The organism is Streptomyces griseorubiginosus, assembly GCF_036345115.1.
GTDB classification, from domain to species: domain Bacteria; phylum Actinomycetota; class Actinomycetes; order Streptomycetales; family Streptomycetaceae; genus Streptomyces; species Streptomyces griseorubiginosus_C.
In genome coordinates this window covers 9,618,370-9,642,004 of the sequence record NZ_CP107766.1, presented here as the reverse complement: position 1 = coordinate 9,642,004, position 23,635 = coordinate 9,618,370, and the positions used below count along the sequence as shown (strand labels likewise).

General features: G+C 70.2%; 21 protein-coding genes and 1 pseudogene. 12 read left to right on the top strand and 10 right to left on the bottom strand.

What is annotated here, in order from left to right; translation table 11 throughout:
- The coding region (locus OHN19_RS43360) for a DEAD/DEAH box helicase (protein WP_330294140.1) at positions 1 to 2,177 on the top strand (2,177 nt) is incomplete at its 5' end.
- An 89-nt stretch (positions 2,178 to 2,266) separates the two neighbouring features.
- On the opposite strand, the gene OHN19_RS43355 is transcribed toward OHN19_RS43360, so the two are convergent.
- A complete protein-coding gene (locus tag OHN19_RS43355) occupies positions 2,267 to 2,452 on the bottom strand; it encodes a hypothetical protein (RefSeq protein WP_330269493.1) in 186 nt (61 codons plus the stop codon).
- Between the two features lie 169 nt (positions 2,453 to 2,621).
- Between OHN19_RS43355 and tap the strand changes: the two genes are divergently transcribed.
- Entirely contained in the window at positions 2,622 to 4,721 is a 2,100-nt protein-coding gene (gene tap / locus OHN19_RS43350) for a telomere-associated protein Tap (RefSeq protein ID WP_330262052.1), read from the top strand.
- A gap of 5 nt (positions 4,722 to 4,726) precedes the next feature.
- Positions 4,727 to 5,287: a telomere-protecting terminal protein Tpg gene (gene tpg, locus OHN19_RS43345; protein ID WP_330262053.1), complete on the top strand. Its 561-nt coding sequence runs from the start codon at positions 4,727 to 4,729 to the stop codon at positions 5,285 to 5,287.
- 105 nt (positions 5,288 to 5,392) lie between these two features.
- On the opposite strand, the gene OHN19_RS43340 is transcribed toward tpg, so the two are convergent.
- Positions 5,393 to 5,722 carry a deoxyxylulose-5-phosphate synthase gene (locus OHN19_RS43340; RefSeq protein ID WP_330262054.1) on the bottom strand — a complete coding sequence of 110 codons (330 nt, stop codon included), beginning with the start codon at positions 5,720 to 5,722 and terminating at the stop codon, positions 5,393 to 5,395.
- A 688-nt stretch (positions 5,723 to 6,410) separates the two neighbouring features.
- Positions 6,411 to 7,010 carry a DUF308 domain-containing protein gene (locus OHN19_RS43330; protein ID WP_330262055.1) on the bottom strand — a complete coding sequence of 200 codons (600 nt, stop codon included), beginning with the start codon at positions 7,008 to 7,010 and terminating at the stop codon, positions 6,411 to 6,413.
- A gap of 210 nt (positions 7,011 to 7,220) precedes the next feature.
- On the opposite strand from OHN19_RS43330, the gene OHN19_RS43325 reads away from it, so the two are divergent.
- Together OHN19_RS43325 and OHN19_RS43320 are read left to right on the top strand one after the other, a co-directional pair.
- Positions 7,221 to 8,405, top strand: a complete 1,185-nt coding sequence (locus OHN19_RS43325; RefSeq protein ID WP_330262056.1) for a sensor histidine kinase — start codon at positions 7,221 to 7,223, stop codon at positions 8,403 to 8,405.
- Positions 8,402 to 9,061, top strand: coding sequence for a response regulator transcription factor (locus OHN19_RS43320; protein ID WP_330262057.1), 660 nt, complete (start codon positions 8,402 to 8,404; stop codon positions 9,059 to 9,061). Before OHN19_RS43325 ends, OHN19_RS43320 begins: the two co-directional genes overlap by 4 nt.
- A gap of 292 nt (positions 9,062 to 9,353) precedes the next feature.
- On the opposite strand, the gene OHN19_RS43315 is transcribed toward OHN19_RS43320, so the two are convergent.
- A complete protein-coding gene (locus OHN19_RS43315) occupies positions 9,354 to 9,500 on the bottom strand; it encodes a hypothetical protein (protein ID WP_330262058.1) in 147 nt (48 codons plus the stop codon).
- Between OHN19_RS43315 and OHN19_RS43310 the strand changes: the two genes are divergently transcribed.
- A complete protein-coding gene (locus OHN19_RS43310; RefSeq protein ID WP_330262059.1) occupies positions 9,499 to 9,918 on the top strand; it encodes a hypothetical protein in 420 nt (139 codons plus the stop codon). The genes OHN19_RS43315 and OHN19_RS43310 overlap by 2 nt on opposite strands.
- A gap of 57 nt (positions 9,919 to 9,975) precedes the next feature.
- On the opposite strand, the gene OHN19_RS43305 is transcribed toward OHN19_RS43310, so the two are convergent.
- From OHN19_RS43305 to OHN19_RS43285, 5 genes and pseudogenes are all read right to left on the bottom strand, one after another.
- Positions 9,976 to 10,683 carry a DUF1963 domain-containing protein gene (locus tag OHN19_RS43305; RefSeq protein WP_330262060.1) on the bottom strand — a complete coding sequence of 236 codons (708 nt, stop codon included), beginning with the start codon at positions 10,681 to 10,683 and terminating at the stop codon, positions 9,976 to 9,978.
- Positions 10,684 to 10,890: 207 nt separating this feature from the next.
- Positions 10,891 to 12,063, bottom strand: a complete 1,173-nt coding sequence (locus tag OHN19_RS43300; protein WP_330269494.1) for a glycoside hydrolase family 64 protein — start codon at positions 12,061 to 12,063, stop codon at positions 10,891 to 10,893.
- A gap of 322 nt (positions 12,064 to 12,385) precedes the next feature.
- Positions 12,386 to 13,303 (bottom strand): annotated as a pseudogene (locus tag OHN19_RS43295) (family 16 glycoside hydrolase); the annotation flags it as partial.
- 34 nt (positions 13,304 to 13,337) lie between these two features.
- The gene (locus OHN19_RS43290) at positions 13,338 to 14,147 is read right to left on the bottom strand and encodes an SDR family oxidoreductase (RefSeq protein ID WP_330269492.1); all 810 of its coding nucleotides are present in this window, start codon (positions 14,145 to 14,147) and stop codon (positions 13,338 to 13,340) included.
- Between the two features lie 388 nt (positions 14,148 to 14,535).
- A complete protein-coding gene (locus OHN19_RS43285; RefSeq protein ID WP_330269491.1) occupies positions 14,536 to 15,963 on the bottom strand; it encodes a coniferyl aldehyde dehydrogenase in 1,428 nt (475 codons plus the stop codon).
- A gap of 491 nt (positions 15,964 to 16,454) precedes the next feature.
- On the opposite strand from OHN19_RS43285, the gene OHN19_RS43280 reads away from it, so the two are divergent.
- From OHN19_RS43280 to OHN19_RS43270, 3 genes are all read left to right on the top strand, one after another.
- Positions 16,455 to 17,540, top strand: coding sequence for a phosphatase PAP2 family protein (locus tag OHN19_RS43280; protein ID WP_330269490.1), 1,086 nt, complete (start codon positions 16,455 to 16,457; stop codon positions 17,538 to 17,540).
- 106 nt (positions 17,541 to 17,646) lie between these two features.
- Positions 17,647 to 20,328 carry a helix-turn-helix transcriptional regulator gene (locus OHN19_RS43275; protein ID WP_330269489.1) on the top strand — a complete coding sequence of 894 codons (2,682 nt, stop codon included), beginning with the start codon at positions 17,647 to 17,649 and terminating at the stop codon, positions 20,326 to 20,328.
- A complete protein-coding gene (locus tag OHN19_RS43270; protein ID WP_330269488.1) occupies positions 20,325 to 20,786 on the top strand; it encodes a thioesterase family protein in 462 nt (153 codons plus the stop codon). Before OHN19_RS43275 ends, OHN19_RS43270 begins: the two co-directional genes overlap by 4 nt.
- A gap of 2 nt (positions 20,787 to 20,788) precedes the next feature.
- Here the strand turns inward: OHN19_RS43270 and OHN19_RS43265 are convergent, their stop codons facing one another.
- The gene (locus OHN19_RS43265) at positions 20,789 to 21,463 is read right to left on the bottom strand and encodes a CBS domain-containing protein (RefSeq protein WP_330269487.1); all 675 of its coding nucleotides are present in this window, start codon (positions 21,461 to 21,463) and stop codon (positions 20,789 to 20,791) included.
- 222 nt (positions 21,464 to 21,685) lie between these two features.
- Here OHN19_RS43265 and OHN19_RS43260 point away from each other — a divergent pair, with 222 nt between their 5' ends.
- The 3 genes from OHN19_RS43260 (at position 21,686) to OHN19_RS43250 (ending at position 23,605) form a co-directional block, all read left to right on the top strand.
- Positions 21,686 to 22,039, top strand: coding sequence for an HGxxPAAW family protein (locus OHN19_RS43260; protein ID WP_330269486.1), 354 nt, complete (start codon positions 21,686 to 21,688; stop codon positions 22,037 to 22,039).
- 254 nt (positions 22,040 to 22,293) lie between these two features.
- Entirely contained in the window at positions 22,294 to 22,956 is a 663-nt protein-coding gene (locus OHN19_RS43255; protein WP_330269485.1) for a DedA family protein, read from the top strand.
- Between the two features lie 115 nt (positions 22,957 to 23,071).
- Entirely contained in the window at positions 23,072 to 23,605 is a 534-nt protein-coding gene (locus tag OHN19_RS43250) for a hypothetical protein (RefSeq protein ID WP_330269484.1), read from the top strand.
- The last annotated feature ends 30 nt before the right edge of the window (positions 23,606 to 23,635 follow it).

The following is a 23,635-nucleotide window of genomic DNA, read 5'->3' as shown; positions in this document are numbered from 1 at the left end:
TGGCGCAGACGGTGCGGGCGTGGCATGAGGTCGGGCACAAGGGGCCGGCGGTGGCGGTGTGTTCGCTCCAGGACGATCCGGAGCTGTGGTCGTTGAGGGTGCGCTCTACGACGAATCCGGTCCAGTTGGCGCTGTGGCACGGCTCCGGGCCGGTGACCATCTATGCGACGTACGCCAGCTTGGGTGTTCTGGCGGAGGCGTTCGAGGGTGTCTACGGGCAGAAGCTTGATCCGCTAGACCTGGCGGTGGTTGATGAGGCGCACCGGACAAGTGGCTCGATGGGTAAGGCGTGGGCGGGCATCCACGACCAGAGTGTCATCCCGGCCTGTCGGCGGCTGTATCTGACGGCGACGCCGCGGATCTGGGAGGAGCGGCTCAGCCGGGAGGTTGCTGAGGGGGTGCGGGATCCGCTGCCGCGGGAGATGGCGGCATCCATGGACGACGAGAAGGTCTTCGGGCCCGTCTTGTACAAGCTCAGCTTGGCGTCGGCCGTCTCCCGGGGCCTGTTGGCGCGGTACCAGATCATTGTCCTGGAGCTGAAGGACCCGGTCGTCACGCCCGAGCGGCTGATGGGCGAGGAGCGGCACACGGAAGAGGTGCGCGGGCAGCGCCTTGGGGCGCTCCAGGCCGCTTTGCTGCACACGATGGCTGAGCACGGTTTGTCGACATGCATCACCTTCCACCATCGGACCATCGAGGCGCAGGCGTACGCGGAGGGCCTGGATCGGGTGGCTGCGAAGCTGCACGCGGATCAGCCCGAGACCTACCCGAAGCGGATCTGGGCCGACTGGCTGTGCGGCGAGCACGTCCCCGAGTACCGGCGGGAGGTCCTCGGCTCGTTCGGGTCGACGGCGCAGCGGGCTGTGCTCTCGAACTGCCGGGTCCTGGGCGAGGGTGTCGACATCCGCGTGGTGGATTCAGTGGCCCTCCTGGACCCCAAGGGAGCGCCGCACGACATCGTTCAAGCCATCGGCCGGGCACTCCGACAGAAGCCCGGGGAAGGCAAGCTCGCCTCCCTGATCGTGCCGGTCTTCCTCCAGCCGGGAGAGCAGCCTGAGGACATGTTCACCTCCGGCTCCTACCGGCCCCTGGTGAAAGTCCTGGAAGGACTGCGGGCTCACGATGAAGAAGCCGTCGAGTTGCTCGCCATTCCCCAGGAGCCTCAGAAGGACGTCGCCCAACCATCCGTGAACATCGGTGTCGCGCCTGAGGAAGGCGAAGCCGAATCCCGTCTCCTGCTCCGTTTTGCCGCCCCACGCGATCCAGTGATGGTCGCGGACTGGGTCTCCTTCAACGTCATCGACACCGAGCGCCAGGACTGGGCCCGCGGATGGGCAAAACTGAAGACATACGTCGAGCGGGTCGGGAACGCCCGCGTGCCTTACGGACACCGCGAAGGCGCGACACCGCTTGGGCAATGGGTGGCAGAGCAGCGGCGGGCCTTCTCGGCTGGGGAGATGAGCGGGCTGCGTGCCCGCCGGCTCGAGCAGCTCGGCATGGTCTGGAGCGTTGCTGACGAGCGCTTCCAGGAGAATCTGGAGGCTGCAAAGGCGTACTACGAAGACCACTGGACCCTCTGCGCTCCCAGGTCCGCAGGGATGCTGGACCGGCCGGTAGGGCAGTGGCTGAGCAACCTGCGCCGCGCGGGCGCGCTGGACGGGCACCCAGAGTGGGAGACCGCGCTCAAGGAGATCGACCCCGACTGGAACCCGCAATGGCCGGCGGACTGGCAACGCCACTACGCCGCCCTGCGCGAGCTCGTGGCCGACGAAGACGGACAGGCTGGTGAGACCGAGGTGCTGCCCGGGTTCACGGTCCACGGCATGGACATCGGGAAATGGCTGGCCAAGCAGCGCAAGCCCCAGGTCTGGCAGGCCCTTCACGACGGGCAGCGCGAACGCTTGCAGCGGCTCGGCATCACGCCAATCGCCCCCGAGCCGGAAGCGCCCGCGAAACCGTCCACGGCGCCTCTGAGCGCCTTCGAGCGCGGCGTTGCGGCCCTTACGCAGTACAAGACCCGCACGGGCTCCGTGACCGTCCCACGGGGGCACGTAGAGCGGCTCGAGGACGGCACCGCAGTCCGACTCGGGGTATGGCGCAGCAACATGCGCAGCAGGCGAGACTCGCTGCCCGATACACGCCGCCAGCTGCTCACGGACCTCGGCCTGTTCGACTGAAGGGTCGGGTCAGTGGCCGGTCGACGCGCTGCACGGGCCTTCAGGCGCTGCTGAACGGGATACGGCTGGTGCACCTCGTCCCGCTTTGCTCAGGAAACCGGCTCGGGAACCTCACCCGGCCTGACCGGCACGATCTCGACACGGGTACAGCCCACGGCCTTGAGTTCGGTACGGCGACGCTTCGCGGAGCGTTTGTCGTACCCGCCGGCCGACGCCTGCGGGGCGCCGTCCGGGTCGGTCCACAGCAGGCCGTAGTGCTGCATCACGCTCGTCATGGAGATCACGCTTCCCCTCCCCCGACGACCGTAAGCACACCGCGCGAAGCGCACCGTGGACCCACTCGACCGCACTGGACGCGCTGGGGCTGAAATGGGCCCTTGGGGATAAGGAATGGGATAAGTTTGTGGTTAAGCAATACCGGTCCTGAGGTGAAGGTGGCAGGGCATGGCATCTGAGGAAGAGCTGTTCGCGTCCGTCGACGCTCTGCTGAACGAGGAGCCGCACCTGCCGCCACCGGCGGAGCGTGCCCGGCTGCGGGAGGCCGCCGGAATCACCCAGGCCCGTCTCGCCACCGCGCTGAAGACCACGACCCAGTCGGTGAAGAACTGGGAGAACGGCCGCAGCGAGCCGAAGTCACCGCGCCTGGACGCCTACCAGCGGCTGCTGAACGGGTGGGCGGCGAAGTACCCCGCCCCCGGTGCAGCCCCGGCGGTCTCGGCTGTCGCGACAGCACCGGCGGCGTCTGCTGAACCGGCCGCGTCCGAGGCGGCGAGGGCAGACGCCCCGCAGCCTGTCGACGTTTCAGGTGCGGGGCCGGCGCGTCCCGCCACCCGGTCCGCCGCGACGTCGCGGCGCCCGGCCTCTGCGAGGCCTGCAGCCGATCCGCGGTTCCCGCACGGGCCGCTCGCCGTACTGGACGGTGACGGCTGCGCGTACGGCCTGGACGGCATCGTGCTCGACTGCCCCGCGGCAAGCGTGGTGGAGCTGGTGGAGTGGACGCTGCGCGCCTCCGGGCTCGGTGCGCCGCGTCTGCACCGCAACGGCAAGGACAGCGACCCGCTGATCGTGCTCACCGCGGCGGCTGCCGTGAAGCTCGGGCTTCCGGAGCGTCTGGAGGGGCATGAGCAGCGGCGCTCCCTTCGGCTGCCGGAGGATCATCCGGTGGTCCAGCAGGTGGTGAAGGCGAAGTGGCGGCTCACCCAGCGCGGGTTCGGCCCGTGGGCAAGGATCTACCGCAAAATTCAGGGGCGTGAGCGGCAGTGTGTGCAGCTCGCGGTCCTGTCGTGGGGCGCCCTCGATGAGCGGTCCTGGCCCGGGGTGGCGGAGATGGAGCCGGCCGACGTCGCGCGCGTCCTGGGTGTGTACGCGCAGCGGGTCATCACCCCGCGCGGCTCGACGGCCGTGTCCGGGCTGGAGCTGATGACCGCGCTGCGCCCGCCCACCCGGGCGGTGCAGGACCCGCAGACGGGGAACTGGGTGCCCGGCCACAACCCCGGCTCGCTGGGCACGGAGCCGCTGGATCCGGCGCCGCCGGAGGCCACCCCCGAGCACCCCGTGGTCGTCGACAGCGGCTGGAGCGGCGGGTTCCTGAACGAGGAGGCGTATCAGTGGGTGCGCGACGTCAGCCTGCTGAGCGATGAGGAGTGCACTTTGCCGTACGCGGTGGGCCTGGACCTGAATACCGCGTTCCTCGCCGCCGCGGCCCGTCTGGTGGTCGGCCTGTCCGCGCCCGACCACTTCGTTGGCCCGGTGTTCAACCCGAAGATCCCCGGCTCCTGGCTGGTCGACCTGTCCCACGTCGAGGTCGACCCGCGGCTGCCCTCCCCGTTCACCCCGGACGGCACCCGGCCGACCGGGCCTGCCTGGTACCAGACCCACACCGTCGCCTACGCCCAGGAACTCGGCTACAACGTCACCCCGTTGGAGGGGTACCTGCGGCGCGAGACCGGCGCCTACCTGGACCCCTGGCACGACCGCCTCAAGGCCGCCTACGTCGACACCCTCGCCGACCTCGGCGTCACCAAGGAGCTCACGGACGTGGAGTTTCTGGCGGCGATGGAGCGGCACAAGGACGCCGACCCGGCCATGGCGGCCGTCCTGGCTGCGATCAAGGCCACAGTGAAGGGCGGCATCGGCAAGCTCCGCGAACGCCCCCAGGGCAGGAAGTACAAGGAGGGCGAACGGTGGCCGGCCCTTGAGCGGCCGACCTGGCGACCCGACATCCGCGCCGCCGTCATCTCCAAGGCCCGCATCAACATGCACCGCAAACTGCGCAACATGGCCACCATGACCGGCCTGTATCCGCTGGCCGTACTCTCCGACTGCGTCGTCTACCCCTCCCCCGGCGACAGCCCGCTCGCCTTCCTGCCGTATGCCGCCTCCGGCAAGCCCCAGCCCGGCGGCTTCCGCCTCGGGCCCACCCCGGGCCTGGCGAAGCTGGAGGGCGTGCAGTCGATGCTGTGGGCGGTCGACCTCATGGAGCAGGGCTACAACCCCGCCCGCCACATCAAGGGCGGCGACGCCGTCCTGGACGAAGGAGAGTAGGCGCTGTGGCCGGAGAGATCGACGACGCCATCGAACGCGCCGACCGGGAAGCGTTCACCCGCCAGCCGCCGAAAACCCTCAAAGGGCAGATCGGCTACCTGATCCGGCAGCTGGGCAGCGCCAAGGCCGTCGCCCGCGAGATCGGCGTCACCGCCGACTCCGTCAACCGCTACCGGCGCGGCGCCCGCAAACACGCCCGCCCCGACATCGCCGCCAGGATCGAGGACGCCGTACGCAAGCGGTGGCAGCCCCAGGTCCGCAGACGCCGGCAGAAACAGGCCGCCACCACGACCGGGATCACCGTCGAGACACGGGCCCGCTTCGGGTACACCGCACCCGTCGGGACCACCGACGACGGACGCTTCCGCCGCCTGACCGTCCACCTCCCCCCGGCGTACGCGCAGCGCCTGTTCGACGCCCGCCACACCGGGGCCGGCGACCAGCAGATGCGCCAGATCATCGCCGAAGGACTCAAAGAGATCTACTTCCAGGACAGCGGCAGCCGCGCCCAAGGCCTCTCCGACGTCACCCTCAACGACATCGACTACCTCGACCTCGACTACTGAACTTCACGCCGGACGGGTGCACAGCACCGGCAGGTCGCTGAGCGCCTTCAGTTGACCAGTGAGCAGCCGAGTTGACCGGCTGGGGTTTTCACGGTCAGCGCGCTGTCAGGGAACATCCCGTCGAGTGAGTGCCTTCGCAACCGGCTCGCCACTACGCCGTGCATGCGTCAACCGTTCACGCACCTCGCGCAGGGTTCGAGGGCGGTACCCGGGTCCACCGCAGCAACTCTTGTGGAAGCCCACACCTGCGTTGAACAGGACCGTGAGGGCTCGCCACGCGGCGACGTCTCGCTGCCGGGGCGCGGCGAACGCCGAACCGGCATGGATCATCGGCTCCGCGCAGCGCGGGCAGAGGCGCTGCCTCGTTCTGTCGTACGGCTGCTTGCAGGAGACCCGGCAGGACAGGCAGACGTACGAGGTCTTCGCATGGGCCATGAGGTCAGCCCAGAGACGGCCACTGGAAGCCAGCCAACCGATTCATGCCTGCGCGCCGCCCCGGAGCCACCGCCACGCACACGACCTCGCCCACGCAAGTTCCCGATGCGTCGAGTGCGGGGCGCCGGCGTGGGGTTTCACAAGAGCTGCTGCGGCGGGCCTGGATACCGCCCCCGGACTCTGCGTGAGGTACGCGAACGGGATGATTTCGCGCAACGCAGCGGCGAACCGGTCACGCACGCGCCCATCCGGCGGGACGTGGGGTGAAGCACGGGCTGCGGAGCGGACACCGGGCGGCGACCGCCTGCTGCGCTCCGGGACAGAAAAAGAAGCCGGCAGGGCACGCCGTACCGCGGCAGCGAGGTGCGGGAGTTCACCGGAGACAAGGCCCTCACGCGGGACGGTGAAGGCCCTCTGCCTTGTCGTGTGGTTCAGGCAACGGTCTTTACGGCTTCTCCTGGTCCCTGTTGAGTTTGTGCTCCCGCCACATCCCGACCGACCCGCTGACGGCGAGACACCCTCTGAGAGCGCGGTCGCGACTGCGGCGGTGGTTTTGTCGGGTGGGCTCTGGGTCTCGTGCTTCCGTTATTCAGCTGAAGGTCGATGGTCATGTCTCTCCCCAGGAGGTCGTACTTCTGTTGAAGGCGCCGCGCCTGCGGGACAGGCGGTGGCTGCGACGTGGCGGTGGTCAACGCTTTTCGCGTCGGCTGCGCATGCTCAGGGCGATGACAGAGACAAGGAACCAGAAGGCACCGAAGGCCGAGTATCCGGCGAGGGTGGACAGGCTGCTCGTCGCCGAGGCGGACATGGCAGCGACGGTGGCACCGGCGAGGACGGACTGTCCGCCGCTGATGACCATGGGCCACTGGGCGCCGACGGTGCGCCGGCGTCGGATCGCTACGACAAGCTGGATCGCTCCAGCAAACAGGGCCCAGACGCCGAACACGAGAAGGGCCGTACCGATGGTGGAGAAGACAGCGATGATCATTGCGAGGGTGGTGGCGAGACCGAGAGCCATGTTGATGGTGCTGACGCGGTTCGTGGAGCCGGTGCCGGCCAGGCGACGCTCGATGAGCGTGGCGATGGCGTCCCACAGGGGGTAGACGATGAGCAGCACGGCCGCGATCACTGTGGGCCTGTCCGTCGAGACGAGCGAGGCGGAGGTCGTGAAGACCAGTGCCACCCAGATCAGGGAGAAGACGACTCGGATCAGGTGGAGCGATCGGAGCCCGGAGGGCGTCGTCGCGGCCGTCGTCGAAGCTGCCGAAGTGACGGTGGTCTGGGTCATAGGGTGTCCCGTTGTGATCGTGAACGGTGTGAGACGGTCGCCTCGAGGAGGAGTCTCAGCGGCCTCGGCAGGGGCCGTGTACTTCGAACGAAGTAGTTCTGCCATCCACTTCGATGGACTGAGTTCTGCCGTCTTCATCGACCGAAGCAGCCTCGCCGTCTACATCGTTCGAAGTACACGGCCGCGGCACACGTGAACGAGAATCAGCTCATGGCCAAGGCTCACAACAGTCAGGACGGGCCCGCGGCACCGCTGTGGGTCCGCCGTCCCGAGGTGCTGCACCGAGTCGCCTATTCAGTGGCCGCGCTGGTGTTCACCGGTCAGATCGTGGCCGTGATACTGAGAGGCTCGGACTGGCCGACAGCCCTCTCCGTGCTCCTCGCCGGCAGCGGTGTCGCCCTCTCATGGTGGAAGCCGTGGGCAGGACTGGTCGTGACGAGCGCGGCGTCCTTCGCCGTCACAGCGGTGGGCCACGACCCCCTGTCGGTGTGGATGATGGCGGTGCTCGTCCTGTTCTCGGCCACCCTCAGGGGGAAGCAGCCGCTGGCCGCGACCGGCATCGTGGCGGCGTTCTTCCTGGGAGCGTTCATGACGGTGGGCGGTTTCCGTGGCGGCGCGGTCGTGGGAGCCGCCGCCCTCTTCTCAGCCATGGCTGGAGGGGCGACAGGGGCCGCGCTCCGCATCCACCGAGACCACTGGTGGACTCTGGAGGAACGGGCCGAAAGCGCCATCGCCACCCGCGAGATGGAAGCCACCCGACGAGTGACCGAAGAACGGCTGCGCATCGCCCGGGACCTCCACGACGTCATCGGCCACCAGGTCGCGATGCTGAGCCTGCATCTCGGTGCCGCGGAAATCGGACTGCCCGACGACGCCGAGTCCTGCCGGCAGGCCCTCGTATCGGCCCGGTCCAGCGCCCGCACCGTCGTCGTCGAGACGCAACGCATCCTCGCGCTCCTCCGCCTCGGGGACGACGCCGGTGGCGACGAGGCGCTCCGGCCGACCCCGGCGCTCAGCGGTCTGGAAGGACTTGTCGCCTCCTTCGAAAGCGTCGGCCTGGACATCCGGGCCTCCATCGATCTCCCCGCCGGTTTCGTCGAGCCCAGCGTCGGTGTGACGGTCTACCGGGTCGTGCAGGAAGCACTCACGAATGCCTACCGGCACGGAGAGGGGACGGCAACGGTGGAGGTGCGCGAGCGCGACGGCAGGATCTGCGTCACCGTGGAGAACCGCGTCGGTCATTCACCCCGCGGCTCCGACTCGGGCAGCGGACTCGGACTCGTGGGGATGCGCGAACGCGTCGAGTCCTCCAGCGGGCGGCTGATGATCGACAGTCACGACGGGCGATTCCGGGTCCATGCGCAGTTCAGCCCCCTGGGAGCCGTCGTCCGATGACGCGGATTCTGATCGTCGACGACCAGGACGACATCAGGGCCGGGATCCGGGCGATGCTTCGGCTCGACCCGGGTCTCGTTGTCGCGGGTGATCTCTCCGACGGGCTTCAGGTCGTCCCCTTCCTCCGGGACCACCCCGTCGACCTGGTCCTGATGGACATCCGGATGCCCGGCATCGACGGCGTCGAAGCCACCCGCCGGATCCGCGAGGAGCACCCGCCCGAGAAGACCCGAGTGATCGTGCTGACCACATTCGACCAGGACGACATCGTTCTCGCCGCCCTGCGCGCGGGCGCCAACGGATTCCTGAGCAAGACCGTGAGCCCCGCTGAACTCGTCGCCGGAATCACCGAGGTCGTCGGTGGTGGCGGTGCGCTGTCCGCCGCCGCGACGGCCGCACTCATCGGTCACATGAGCGACAGTCCGCCCCCGGTGATCGACCGGGAACTGCTGCGACGCTTCGACGCCCTGACCCCCAGGGAGCGGGATGTGGTCGTTCTCGTGGCAAGCGGACTCGGCAACGACGAGATCGCCGCCCTGATGTCCGTGTCGCCGTTCACCGTGAAGACGCATGCGGTGCGGGCCATGACAAAGGTCGGCGCACGTGATCGAGCACAACTCGTCTCGTACACCTTCCGGGCCGGCCTCTACCCCTGAGCCTGCCGGACAGAACCCCCAGCCAGGGTGGCCGCCGCGGCGATCCGAGCAGCCCGGCGGGCGGGAGGGCGTAGACGCGTACACGGACCTGTACCCGCGGAGCAGGGGGGCTTGCGCCACGGCAGGGCCCACGAGCTCAAAGTCGCTCAGCAGCGGCGGCCGTCCCATCCACCAGGTACCCTCCGATCCCGTCGTCGATCTTCACACGGCCAAGAGGGCGGTCAGGGGCTTGCGTCACAACACGCTCTGGAGCGCCGTCTCTGAGAATGCTCACGAAGCCTCAGCGCCCAGGTCAGATCGGCGTAGCGGACCTTCCCGGGCCGGCTGCCGACGTCGTGTCGGAGGCGGTGGCGGTGGCGGTGGCGGTGGCGGTGGCGAGAGCCGAGATGTCGATGACCCCGGCCCCCTCGCCGCCCGTGGAGCCGATCTTCGAGGTCATGCCCCGCATCTCACGGGACCGCCAAGGCGGTGAGCAGACGGCCCTCGCGGGAGGCGGACAGCCGCTGTCCGGGGCGCTCTTCCTCAGCCGGCCCGGGGTGCTGCCGAGGTCATCGACGCGATCGCCGCCCCGGGACGGGCTCGCCGCCCGCGCCGGCACCGGCGAGCCGCCCACCACCATCGGCGCCCTGCACCACCACTCCTGCCAGGACGCCTGCGAGGCCCTCCGCCTCGGCGCACGCCGCCCCGACGGCCCGCTCGTCCACCCCACCGGCGACCTACGGGTCCACCAGCTCCTCATGACTCTCAGCCGGCCCGCCCGCACCCGCCTCATCGACTCCACCACCGTCCCACTGCACACCCAGCCGGCGGCTCAGGCAGGGTTGCGTGCGTGCTCGGTGCGGGTGCGGGTGCGGTAGTGCAGGCATCAGGCAGGCCATGGCGCCCTCGGCGCGCGGCGGCAGGCTGGTGGCTGCTCAGACCTGTTGCTCGAACTCCAGGGCTTCGTACCGGCACTTGGCGATGTCCTCCCGGGAGCCGACGATCAGTGTCTGGGTGTAGACGTCGAGGTCGATCGACTGACCGTGTATCTGTGCCAGGAGAACCAGATCGCCCTCGTCCGGCGCCGACTGCCAAGGGCTGGAGAAACCGCCCAGCTGGACGGCGACTCCGTGCGAGGCGCCGCCCGCTGCCGCTGTCCGCGCGGCGTCCTCGAAAGCGTCCAGGATGTCATCCCGGTCCGCGCCGCCGTCCAGGAACGCGCCGGCCGCGGGGGCGTCGCGCCAATCGGGCGCCGGCGTCAGTCCCGGCACCGGGTACAGGACGTCCGGCTGATAGACCCTGGCCTGTACCGGCTCGCCCTCGAGTTCATACGCCGCCGAGCGTTCCGTGGTCCGCGCACCGGTGGGAATGTGGAGCACCACCGGTGACTGCGGCGCGTACTCGATCTCGGTGAAGAACAGCAGGCTTCCCCCGCGCGGCAGTTCGATGTCCAGGGCCTCACGAGAAAGAGCCGCGCAGTCGACAGTCAGGACCAGCGGTTCGCGTCCGTCGGGCCAGTCCACGCCGTGAGGCAGGGCGGGAAGACCTCCTGTGCGCGCGGCCGGACGGGCCCCTTCCTGCTGGGCAGGCGTCAGACTCCGGAAGGAGACCAGGTGCAGACACGGCCGAGAACCGCGGAGCATCTCCAGGGCTACCGGCCCTGGGACGCCATGCCTTTGAGCCGTTCGAAGAACGAGCTCCTGCTGAAGCGAAAAATTCATGACCGCGATCGTGCCAGGACCCACTGACACCAAAAGCCGATCCCCGCTCCGCTGTGCTTAGTTGCGGCAAACGCCACGGTGCCTCACCCCGCAGTGCGAGGCAAGACACCACGTCGTCGACCGGATCCGTCAGTTGAGGGGGTCCAGTGTCAGGTAAGCCTGTTGCGGGTTGCCGTCGTGGACGAGGGACTCCTGATTGCCGACGTCGTCGAAGGCGAAGGCGTAGGCCTTGCCGTCCGCCATCTGCGCATGGATCTTCTTCGCATACTGGTTGGTCACCGAGTCAAGATAGAAGTTCGCGGTTGCGGTGTCCGGCTGGTTGGGGTTGACCAGGAGGGTGGAGCGGTTGAAGCCCGCGCACAGAGTGCGTGAAATGGGGCCGCGCACCTGGTCGTTGGGCGCGTCGAGGTTTCGGTAGCAGCCGAAGACGCTGGCCGCGTCCGGCTTGTGGAAGCTGGTCACGACGGCCCCTGAACTGTTCGTGAAGTTCATGACGTTGCCCGACACCCGGCCGAAGTACTTGGTGTTCGGCTGGTCGGTGAAGGGGGTGACCGTCAGGTTGGTCGTCGTGTACTTCTGCCATACGCGGTTGATGTAGTCGTCCATCACGGACGCGGGCAGCGCTCCCGTCTCCAGCCCGTAGGTGGGCGAGAGCGCACGCAGGACGGTGCCGTCGGAGCGGGTCTGGATCAGGTTCGCCCAGCCACCCGCCTGGCTGCGCAGCGAGTTGTAGAACCCGTTGTAGCCGCCCGGCTTGAGGTGGCCGGTGGAGAGCGTGCTCCCGTCCGCGCGCTGCACGCCGACCGCGTAGGGCGCGGAGAACATGTCCACCTGGGTGCTGTTGATCCACAGGCCGGAGTCGTTGAGGGTGTACTCGGACCAGTTGAAGAAGATGTTGCGGTTCGGGTCGGACGGGTTCTGGACCGCGGGCTGCACCAGGCCGCCCGTGGTCAGCTTGAAGACGAGCTTGTGGCCGTAGGAGAAGTAGATCCGGCCGGAGAACTTCGGTATCCGGATGGTCTTGGTCTGGCCGCTCGCCGGCCCCGCGATGGACGCGTCGGGCGCCGGCGCCGGCGGATTGCCGCCGGCCGGCCAGGCGTGGAACGTGCCGCTCGCGTCCGCCCAGCCCTGCTGCCCCGTACTCAGCAAAGTGCCCAAGGTGTAGACGTAGACCGCGTCGCCGCGGCCGGAGTTGTTGGTGAGCTTCAGGGGGATCGTCGCGGGCACCGCCGCGGTGGCGGAAGTCGGTGTGAGGACCGTGAGGACGGCGCCGAGCAGCGCGGCCGCCACCATGGGCGCCATGATCCGGCGAGTTGGCTTCCTGAGCACGCTCCACCTCCGTGTGGGGGGCACTGGGGAGACTGGTCCGTACCTGAATTGAGAGCGCTCTCAACGTGACATCGAGATTGCGTACATGTCAACGGGCGGAGCATTCCGAACACGCCCCGGTGCCGGCGGATCACGTTGTGCGGGCGCCGGTGCGGCTGCCGCGTATTGACCGGGGCCGTGCGCGCGACGGCCTCGACGGCCTCGCTTCTCGCCGGGCCGTCGACCGAGGGTGGGGGTCGCGGAGCATGCGCCGCGCCCCCACGCTCATCTCACCCGTAGGTGACGGCTGCCAGAGTCAGGGAAGGGTCCATTTCTGGTTGGGGCCGGTGTGGCAGCTCCACAGGTGGACCGGTGTGCCGTCGTTCCAGGTGCTGCCGGACGCGTCGAGGCACTTGGCGGACTGCGGGTTGCGCACAGTGCCGTCGCCCTGCGGGGCCCACTTCTGCGCGCCGCTGCCGTTGCACGTCCACAACTGGATCTTCGTCCCGTCGGCCGAGCCACCGCCCGAGACGTCCAGACACTTGCCCAACGCCCTAACACTGCCGTCCGCAGCGACGGTCCAGTCCTGCGCGCTCGTACTGTTACAGGTCCACAACTGGACCTTCGTCCCATCAGCGGTGCCGGCGCTGTCGACGTCCAGGCACTTGCCGTTCACACCCTTGACCGCACCCGAGCGGGGGCCGGGCGGCGTGTCGCCCGACGGCTTGATCCGGATGTTGCGGAACGTGACGTCGTCGCCGTCGCCGTGGTTCTGGATGCCGATGTAGCCCTGCTGGAGACTGCGGACCGGGTCGGTGCTGGTGAAGTCGTTGACCTTGACGCCGTTGAGGAAGATCTCCAACCGTTCACCGGTGACCTTGAGTTCGAACGTGTTCCACTCCCCCGGCGGGTTCAGCGCGGCGTCCCGTGCCGCAAGATCGGCGGACCTGAAGCCGTACACAGCACCCGTGGTGCGGTCCGCCGCGTCAGTGGCATCGATCTGGATCTCGTAACCGCTGTCCACAGCCGACCACGGGTCCTCGGAAGCAGGAAAGCCGAGAAAGACACCAGAGTTGTCGTCGCCGGCCATCCTCCAGTCCAGCTTCAGGGAGTAGACCCCGGTGAACTCCTTCACGGTGTACCAGAGCATGCCCAGACCGCCGTAGGAGGAGAGACCGCCGTCAGCAAGGGTGAAACCACCCGGGCCGGCCTGCCTCCAGCCGGAGACGGAGGTCGGGACCCTCCCCTTGACGGTGGCGCGGAGCAGATCAGTGGCCGCGTCCGCTGGAGCGCATCTGCCACTGGGTCATCGCGCCGAAGGCCAGGACGTTGGCGCGGCGGGTGGTGAAGCGGGAGGTCAGGGTCATCGCCCAGTTGAAGGTGCCGGAGACGACGCTGGGGGGCGGGTTGCGCCGGTCCAGTGTGCGCAGTGCGGTGGTGACCACCTGGCGCGGGGTCTGCAGCCGCACCCCGCGGGCCATGTCGTCGGAGCCGGCCGTGTCGAAGAACTCGGTTCGGGTCGGGCCCGGGGACAGGGCGAGCACGCGCAGGCCGGTCCCCCGCGACTCCTGCCACAGCGCCTCGGTGAAGCTCAGCACGAACGCCTTGGTCGCCCCGTAGACGGCTGCGTTCGGCCACGGCTGATAGCCCAGGGAGCTGGCCACGTTGACCAGGACACCGGTCAGCTGGTCGATGAACGCCCTGGTGATGTCGACCAGGGCGGCCACGTTCAGGCCGATCTCCTGCTGGACGCGTGCCGCATCCTCCTGGCGGAACGGGCTGTGGGTGCCGAAGCCGGCGTTGTTGACGAGGCTGGTGACGGTGATCCCGCGCCGGGCCACCTCCTTGACCAGGGCCTCGCCCGCGTTCGGCGCGGTGAGGTCGAACGGCACCACCGTGGCCGTGACCTTGTACTTGGCGGACAGTTCGCCGGCCAAGGCCTCCAGTCGGTCCGCGCGGCGGGCGACCAGGACGAGGTTCGAGCCGCGCTCGGCGAACTGGCGGGCGAACTCCGCGCCGAGCCCGGCACTCGCGCCGGTGATCAGTGTGGTCTGGGTACGGTAGTCGATCTTGTTCATGGCGGTCGGGGACGCGGTGCCGTCGCGGGCACCTCTTCCCCTCCTCCTTTCAGTCCTTGCGACGGTCTGTGACCGTCATCCGGTGGTCATCTGGTGGTCGTCGGCTGCCGAGGCGGGCTCGGTGCATGCCGGGGTGATGTGGTGTGTCGTTCGGGGTGCTCCCCGGTGACGAGAACGGGACGTGCTCTGCCGTCGGCGGTCTCGTTGCGCTGGTGTGCGCCTTGGCCAGGCCTGGCCGCTGCGCGAGCTGTCGGGCGTCGCGGGGCTCGGCGGGGCCGCCCGGGGTGAACCCCGCTGTCCCGGTCCGCCGATCCGTTTCGGCTTACGGCCGGGCCGCGCTGGTGCGTGCGGGGCTGAGGGCCGGCCGTCGCGGCGGGTGGTGGCTGTTTCAGCGCAGGAAGAAGTTGAGGAGGGTGTCGGTGCGCTTGCTGAAGGGGGCATGCAGCAGGCGGGTGGCGTTCCAGCGTCCCTGGACGTAGACGCCCTTGGGGTGGCTGAGAGTGCGGAAGCCTTCGATGCCGTGGTACTTGCCCATCCCGCTGGCGCCGACGCCGCCGAAGGGCAGGTCGTCCTGCGCGACGTGCATGATCGTGCCGTTGACGGTGACGTTGCCGGACGTCGTGCGGTCAAGGACCCGGCGCCGCTCGGAGCCGTTGCCGCCGAAGTAGTACAGGGCGAGCGGCCGCGGGCGGGCGTTGACGTAATCGATGGCCTCGTCGATGTCGCGGTAGCCGAAGACCGGCAGGATCGGGCCGAAGATCTCCTCGTGGGCGATGCGCATGTCGTCGGTGACGCCGAGGACGACGGTCGGCGCGAGGGTGTGCGCACGGTGTGCCGCGTCGTGCGGCCGGTGTCCGACTTCGATGATCCGCGCCCCGTGGGCGCGGGCGTCCTCTATCAGGCCGGTGAGGATCCTGTACTGCTTGTCGTCGATGATCGAGGTGTAGTCGTCGCTGGTGGGGCCGTCGGGGTAGGCGGCCTTGACGAGTCTGTCGTAGGAGGTGATGAAGGCGTCGATGTCGGATTCGTGCACCAGGGCGTAGTCGGGGGCGATGCAGGTCTGGCCGCCGCTGAGGAGCTTGCCGAAGACGATGTCGGACACCACTTGGTCGCGGATGTGTCCGTTGGCCACGATGGTCGGGGACTTGCCGCCGAGTTCCAGGGTGACGGGGACGAGGTGGTCGCCGGCCGCCTTCATCACCGCCCGGCCGACCTCGGTGCTGCCGGTGAAGACGAGATGGTCGAACGGCAGCGAGGAGAACGCGGAGCCGTCGCCGTTGACCATCGTGACCTGCTCCGGCGGGAAGAGTTCGCTGAGCATGGACGCGAGCACAGCGTTCGTCGCCGGGGTCAGCTTCGACGGCTTGAGCATCACGCGGTTGCCGGCCGCGATCGCGGTGACGACGGGCATCAGCGACAGGTTGACTGGATAGTTCCATGGCGAGATCACGCCGATCACGCCCATCGGCTGGTACTCGATGCGGTTGCTGCCGAAGCGCAGCAGCAGCTCGATGTGGCGGCGGGTCGGGCGCATGAACCGGCGCAGGTTGCGGTGCAGGTAGTCGATGCCCTGCACGACGCCCACGATTTCCATCAGCGCGCTCTCGTGCCGCGAGCGGTGTCCGAAGTCGGCGTCGATCGCCTTCTCGATGTCGCCGCGCCGGGCTATCAGCGCCTTCCTGAACCGGGCCAGATCACTGCGCCGCGCCTCCAGGGAGGGCGCTCCGTCGCGGAGGTAGGCGGCGCGCTGGGTCTGAAGGATGTGGTTGAAGCGCTCCGCGTCGGTGGGCCCGGCGGTGACATCGGTGCTGGTCATGGTCGTGTTCCTTAACGGTTGACGAGGGCGGCGGGGGCGGAGTCGACCTCGCTCACGGAATTCACTCTACGCACCGCTTTGCACTGAGTGCAAATATATGCATCAAGTGACGCCGAGTACCATCGGTGCATCACTTCAGCCCCCATCCGGGAACAGACCCGCTCAGTGGTCCGCTCCAGGACCCCTGGATCGCGCTGCGCGCCGGGCGCGCCGAGAAACTGCCCCCCACACCTCTCCCCCGACACTCCCAGGACCTGACCGACCTCGAGACCGCCGCCCCGACCACAGCCGAAATGCGGTGTCGGCGGCCGCCAACGCATGGCGCGGCGCGGCTGCCTAAGGTGTGCCGCAAGGCCTGTGCATCCGCGGGGGGGTGGAATCCCTGGGGTGCCTCCCCGATGTGGACGCGGCCCCGACGGCCTCAGACCGGGAGCAGTGGTGCGGCGGCGACAGAGCCGCCGCCAGAACCCCCGAGCTCACCGAGGATTCTCATGCCGTCCACGACGCGTTCCCGCCCCCAGGTCTCTTCCTTCGGCGGAGACACCCGCGGCTCCGCACGCCGCTCCGCGATGAGGCGCGCGCTGCGCGAGGTCGCGCTGGTTGCGGCGCTGTTCCTCGTCTACAAGTTCGGGCGACTGGCCGTGGACGGGAACGTCGGCGACGCGTTCCAGAACGCGGAGAGCGTGTGGCACTGGGAGCGGATGCTCAGGCTGCCGTCGGAGAGACACGTGCAGGGCCTCCTGCTGGACCACGAGGCAGCGATCCGCGCGGCGAACGGCTACTACGCGTGGGTCCACTTTCCCGCCACGGCCCTGTTCCTGTTGTGGCTGTACTGCCGCAGACCCGCGCACTACCGGTGGATCCGCAACGTGATGGTCCTGCTGACCGGTTCCGCCCTGCTGCTGCACCTGGTCGCTCCGCTGGCGCCGCCGCGCATGCTCGCGCGGGCCGGGATGACCGACACGGCGCACGTGTGGGGGCCCGCCGTCTACGGGGATCCGCACGCGGACGCGATGGCAAACCAGTACGCGGCCATGCCGTCCCTGCATGTCGGATGGGCGGTGGTGGTGGCTGTCGCGCTGATCGTCGTCTCACGCGGCGGATGGCGCTGGCTGTGGCTGGCGCACCCGATCGTGACCGTGCTGGTCGTCGTGGCCACCGCCAACCATTACTGGCTGGACGGCGTGGTGGCCTGTGTGCTGGTCGCCGGCGCGTTCTGCGTGGTGCGTCGTCCTCGGTGCACGCCCCGTCCACCGGCACGACGAACGCGTGTGACCGAAGCGGGGCGGGGAGCGCGGAAGGGGCGAGTGCGGGCGGACGTCGCGCGAGGTGGCCGTAGCCGGACGCGGTTCGTGGCTGAGACATGGGGGCGACTCGGACGGTCCTCCGACTCGGCCAGTCCTCCGCGGCTCACGGGACACCGGCCGCGGCCCCTCCGCCCACCCGGCCCCGGCGCCGCAAGCGCAGACGCCTCCACTCCGGGGGACGGAGCCATCGATCAGGACCCGATCAGCACGATGGCCGGTGTGCTTCCTCCGGCGCTCTCGGCTTCCAGCAGTGACGCCGCGAAAACCTAGGGGCCCTCCCCCAACGCGAAGGAGGCGGCCAAAACCGGAGCATCAGTGGCAGGCGCCCGACGCGCCGTCCACCCGCACCGCACCGTCCGCCACTGGGGGAATCACCATGGCCTCTCCCGAACATCCCACCCCGCATGCCGCCCCGGGCGGCTCGCCGGGACTCGACGGGCTCCTGCCCCTGCACCCACCAACACTCGTGGGGCGCGAACGTGAGCTGAGGACGGCGCTCCAGGTGCTGCGCGCCGCCGCGGGACCCTCCGGTGTGATGATCGTCGGTGCACCGGGCGTCGGCAAGACGCGCCTGGGCGAGGAGACCGCGGCGAGGATGTCCTGTTCCGCGTCGAGCGCCGACAGGGATGCCGGGGCCAGTGGGGGCGGGCGGCCCGGTGCGGTCCGCAGCGTCCAGCGGCTCATCCCGGCGCAGGTGGCGGACACCGTCCCGCGTCTGCTGCGGTCGGGCTCGGCCCGGCCCCGGTTGCTGTGGATCGACGACGCGCACCTGCTGGCGGGCCCGGACGCCGAGTGCCTGCGCGAGCTGACCCGACGGAGTACGCACAAGGTTCTCCTCGCCATGGACGGTACCGAGGCGCACCCCCGGCTCCAGGCCCTGTGGAAGGACCAGTGCGTCGTACGCCTGGAGGTCGGCCCCCTCGACGTGCTGTCCACACGGCGCCTGACGAGCGCCCTGTTCGAGGACCGGCTCGCCTGGCCCGGTGTGGTGCGCCTGGCCGCGATGTCGCAGGGCAACCCGACACTGCTGCGGGAACTGGCACGGGCGGCCCTCGCCCGGAACCTGGTCACCTCGCAGGGGGGCACGTGGCGGCTCGGTGACGCCGTGCCCGTCTCGAACGCACTGCGGGACCTGGTCGCCCGCCCGCTCGCCGACCTCACCCGCCAGGACCGCCGGATCCTGGAGCTGATCGCGCTCGCCGAACCCGTCCGGCTCGACGTCCTCGAGAGGATCGTCCCGGCGGACACCCTGCTGGCCCTGGAGGACGCCGGAGCGGTACGTGTCGCGCAGCCCCGTGCCGACGCCGTGCCGGGGTCCGAGCGCTCGGTCACCCTCGCCCACCCCTACGTCGCACAGGTGCTGCGGCAGGACGTCGGCCCGCTGCGCCGGCGGCACTGCCTGCGGATCTGGACACGGAAGGTGCCCGAGTCGCTCCTGTCACCGGCCGAGCGTGTCCGTCTGGCCCAGTGGCACCTCGACGCCGGGGAACTCCCGGAACAGGAGCCGCTGCGGGAGGCGGTCCGCTGCGCTCTGCGCGTCCACGACGTGCCCGCCGCGATCCGGCTGTCGGCAGCCGCCTGGTACGGCCACAGCGCTGCGTGGGCGGCCGAACTGCACGCACGTGCCCTGTTCGCCGACGGCACCTTCGACGACCTGCACACCTTCGCCGAGAAAGTGGCCGCCGGCCATCCCGAACACGCCCGTGCCCTCGCCCCGGTACAGGCGCGGGCCTTCCTCTTCGAAGGCCGACAGGACCAGGCCGAGGAGACCGCGCAGCAACTGACAGGCACGGAGCGCTCCGCCTACCTCGCCCTCGCCGCCGCTTTCCGGGGACGCTTCAGCGCCGCCCTGGACCACGCCCGCGCGGTGCTGCGCGATCCGGCGTCCCCCTGCCACGCGGAGTCCGCCCTGATCGCGACCGGCGCCCTGACCCGGTCGGGCCGTCCCCACGACGCCCTGCGACTGTACGAGGACCTGCGCGGACGGACCTCCGATGACGAGGTCTGCTTCTTCGAGGCGGACGCCGTGGAGGAGGCGCACGCGCTCGCCCTGCTCTACGCCGGACGCCTGGACGAGGCCGAGGGCATCCTGGCGCGCGAGTACCGGGTGGCACTGGAGAGCAACCTCGTCGGCGTCGATGCCCGGCGAGGCATCGGCCTCGGGCTCGTTCTGCTCGAACGCGGCAGAATCCGCGAAGCCTTGCCGTACTTCTCCTCGACCCCGGTCTGCCAGGCGGCCTGGCGGCCCTGGACCATCCGGGCGGCCGTCCACGCCATTATCGCGGCCCACTGCCTGCCGCGCGACGGGTCACCTTCGGTCACCGGGCCGCCGGGCGGCCGGAGCGACACGGCGTCGGTTCCTGCCGGTGGCCAACTCGACATGGCGTCCGGGATCCCGGACGGCCTGGCGCGGGGCCCGTACGCCGCCGAACTCGCCGTCGCACGCGCCTGGCAGGCCCACCGGACGGGCGAACAGGAGCAAGCCCGGGCGGTGCTGCACACCGCCGTCGACGCGGCCCTGGAGTCGGGTACCTACGGCGACGCCGTCGTGCTCCTCCACGAGACCGCGCGACTCGGGCTTCCGGCCCATCCGGCCGTCGGAGAAGAACTGCCCGTGCAGGGCGACTACTTGACCAGTCGTCTGCACTTCGCGCGGGCCGTCCACACCGGCGACGCCGAGCTGCTGGCCCGAGTCTGCCGAACCCTCGCGGACGCGGGCGCGCACCTGTACGCGGCCGAGGGACACGCCGAGCTGGCCCGGCTCCAGCGGCGCTCGGGACGGGGCCGCGCGGCCACCGCCTCGACCGTGCGGGCGCGCGCCCTGCTGCGCGACTGCGGGGAAGTGAGCACGCCGGCCCTGCACTTCCTGGGCGATCCGGCGCAGTTGTCGGAACGGGAGCGGACGGTGGCCCGGCTGGCGGCGCAGGGACTCACCGACAAGGAGATCGCCCAGCGGCTGGTGGTGTCGCCGCGCACCGTGAGCAACACCCTGTACCGCGTCTACCAGAAGGTCGGCGCCACGGACCGGCGGCACCTGCGCCGGCTGCTGTCCCCGTGAACGATCCCGAGGAGCCCGTCACCATGTCCGACCTGGAGATCACCTACCGGGGAACCGTCTACCCCTGGCACTGCGACCACATCGGGCACATGAACGTCATGTGGTACGTGGGTAAGTTCGACGAGGCCACCTGGCAGCTGTTCGCCGGGATCGGCCTGACGCCGGCTCGTCTGCGGGAGGAGCGGCGCGGGATGGTCGCGGTGGACCAGCGGATCTCCTACCGGCGCGAGCTGCGCGCGGGAGACGTGGTCCTGATCCGCTCGGGCGTGCTGTCCGCGGGCACGACGTCGCTGCGGTTCTGCCATGTGATGGAGGACGCCGTCAGCGGCGAGGTGTGCGCGGTGACCGTGGTGACCGGCGTGCACTTCGACCTGGAGGCCCGGCGGGCCGTGGCGCTGGACCGGGAGGTCCGGGCGGGAGCCCGTGAGAGGACCACGGAGTTCGATCCCGGGATGTGAGCTCAGGCGGAGTGGGCCGGCGCTTCCAGCGACGCTTCGGCGTCGGCCGTCCGTGCCGGCCGGAACTCCACGGCCACCACGCCGTCGACCTCGCGGCACAGCTCCACCAGCTCGGTCACCACGGCCGGGGAGGACAGACGTCCGCTCAGCACGACGTGGCCGTGCGTGACGTCCACCTGCACCGCCGAAGGCGCCTCGCCCAGCGTCTTGACCAGGATCTCCTCAACGATCTCCGTGCGGATGGTCCGGTCGGTGCGCAGGAAGACGCGGAGCAGGTCGCTCCTGCTCACCACACCGATCAGGCGGCCGTCGTCGTCGACGACGAGGAGCCGCTTGACGCCGTGCCGGGTCATCTCGCGGGCGGCGTCGACGACGCTCCAGTCCTCCCGCGCGCACAGCGGCGGTGACGTCATCAGTCCGGCCGCGTCGGTGGCACCGGCCTTCGCCGGCCCGGAGGGGCTGCCGGTGGCGACCGGGTCGTCGCCGTGGCCGTCCCGCATCTTGTGCAGGAGGTCCGCCTCGGACACGACGCCTCTGGGACGGTCCTGGTCGTCCACCACGGGCACCGCGGTGATGTCGTACTCCTGGAGCAGGTGGGCGATCTCCTTGAACGGTGTGCCGCCCTGGACGCGGACGACCGCCTCGCTCATCAGATCGCGGACCTTCACGTGGTTCATCGGGTCATGTCCTTTCTCCCACCTCCGTTCTAGACGGCGGTGACCCCGGGCGCCTCGGTGACGACCCCGGCGCACCACCCGAACTTAAGCCGTCGGGGGGCAGCGTGACGTAAGGGCGGCGATGTGCGGGCGTCGAGGGAGCACGGATTACTCATGTGCCGGGCGCGGGCCGCTGGAACCGTCGAGGAACAACTTCGGGCAGCGAGCAGAGAGCGGGAGAGCATGAGCGCGCACGGCGACGTCGACATGGGCCACACGGTGGCGGGATGGACCGGTACAGCCATCGCCGTTCTGGGCAGCGCCGTCGCGGGCACGGGTCTGTGCCTGGGCTCGGCCCTGTGCCTGGTCGGCGGTCTGGCCGTGGTCGTGCTCGCCGCGCTCGTCACCTGGGTCCTGCACCTGACCGGCTGGGGCAAACCCGGCGGGCCGCGTCCCCGGGCCGAGTGGGACTGGAGGGTCAGGGACCCGATGCGGCGGCACGGCGACTGCCTGGGGTGCCGGCTGGCGGGGGGCCGGCGGACTCTACCCGTAGCGGTCGCCGATCCCGAGGAGCGACCGGTCCTGGCCGATGCCTGAGGCGCGGCCGTTCCCGTCACGTCGATCGCCGTCTCGCGCGAGGCCACGCCTGCGCGAGGTGGCGATCGTGGTGTGCGCGCGGTACCTGGCCGGGCGGGTCGCAGCGTGACCGAAACCTTGGGGGGTGCCCCCGACGCCGGGAGGTGGGAGCGGACGGTCTGGTGGGAGTGGCACGGAGGCGAGGGACCTCCGCTGCCGTTCCGGCCTGTCGCCGACCGCAGGGCCTTGCGGGGCCCGCGGGGAGGAGAAACACCATGTTCGGTCCCGAGGCGATGACCGCCACCGTGTCCTGGGTCTACGCCGGACTCGCCCTGGTGACCCTGCTGGACGTGTTCTTGCCCGTCCTGCCCGCCGAGACGTCCGTCATCACCGGCGGCGTCCTCGCGTCGGCGGGCCATGTCGAGGTCTCCCTCGTCGTCGCCGTGGCCGTCGCCGGGGCGTGGACGGGCGACGCGCTCGCCTACCGCACCGGACGACTTTGGGGGCGGCGCCACCGCCGTCCGGGCGCCCGCGGCGAGTCCGCCGTGCTGCGCCGGCTGCGCCGCGCTCTGACCGCCCGGCAGGGGCACGTTCTCGTGGTGGCGCGGTTCGTCCCCGGAGGACGGACCGTGGTCAGCTTCGCCGCCGGTGCGATGCGGTTCCCGCCGGGACGGTTTCTGCGGCTCACCCTGCTGGCCTCCACGCTGTGGGCGGCCTGGGCGGCGACGCTCGGCTACGTGGGAGGACAGGTGTTCGGCGACCGCCTGTGGCTCGCGGTGGTGGTGTCGAAGGCGACGGCTGCCGGACTGCTGATGCTGTCGGAACTGGCGCGCAGGGCCATGCGCGCAGCGGCATCCAGGCGCCGGACCACTCGTCCCGTGACGTGCCCCGGGACCGCCGAATCCACTCAGGGGGCCGCGCCCGTGAGGGCGGGTTAGGGGTGGTGTCGCAACCCTGGGGGGTGGGCTTGGGGTTTTCCTCGATGTTCGGCGGGGGCCCGGGCGGTGGAGTGGGTGGTGCAACGTCCGGTTCCCGAGCCAGGGGGTGTGGGACATGACCACCGCCCAGTCCACCAGCCAGTACACCGTCAGGGACGAGGACCTGGTGTGGGCCCTGCCCCCGATGTGCGGGGTCCTCGGCGCCGCGTACACCTGGTACGTCCGTCCCGACCCCCGCTCGGCGGCGGCCGCCGCACGGGTCGTGGAACGCCTGCTCGGGCTGTGGCAGGTCGAGGACGCCGTGGCCGCCACGGCATCGATCGCGGCCGCCGAACTCGTCTCCAGCGCGGTCGAGCACAGTGCGCCGCCCCTGGCCCTGGAGCTCGCCCGCGGCCGCGGTCTGATCGCGCTGGCCGTCCGTAGTGCCTCTCCTGCCGCCCCGCCGGCGGACCTGTCCGCGTACGTGGCGGAGAACGGGCTGACGCTGGCGGACGCGCTGGTGGAGGACCTCTTCCTCGCCCCCGTCCCCGACGGGGACGGCACGGCCGTGGTGGTCCACATCCGGGAAACGGCACTTGCGCCGGCTCCCGGCGCGGCCGAGCCCGCCACGGCTGACGGCCCCGCCACGCTCCAGGCGTGCGGCGTCTGAGGCCGTGGGTGCCGGAGGAGACCGGACCTG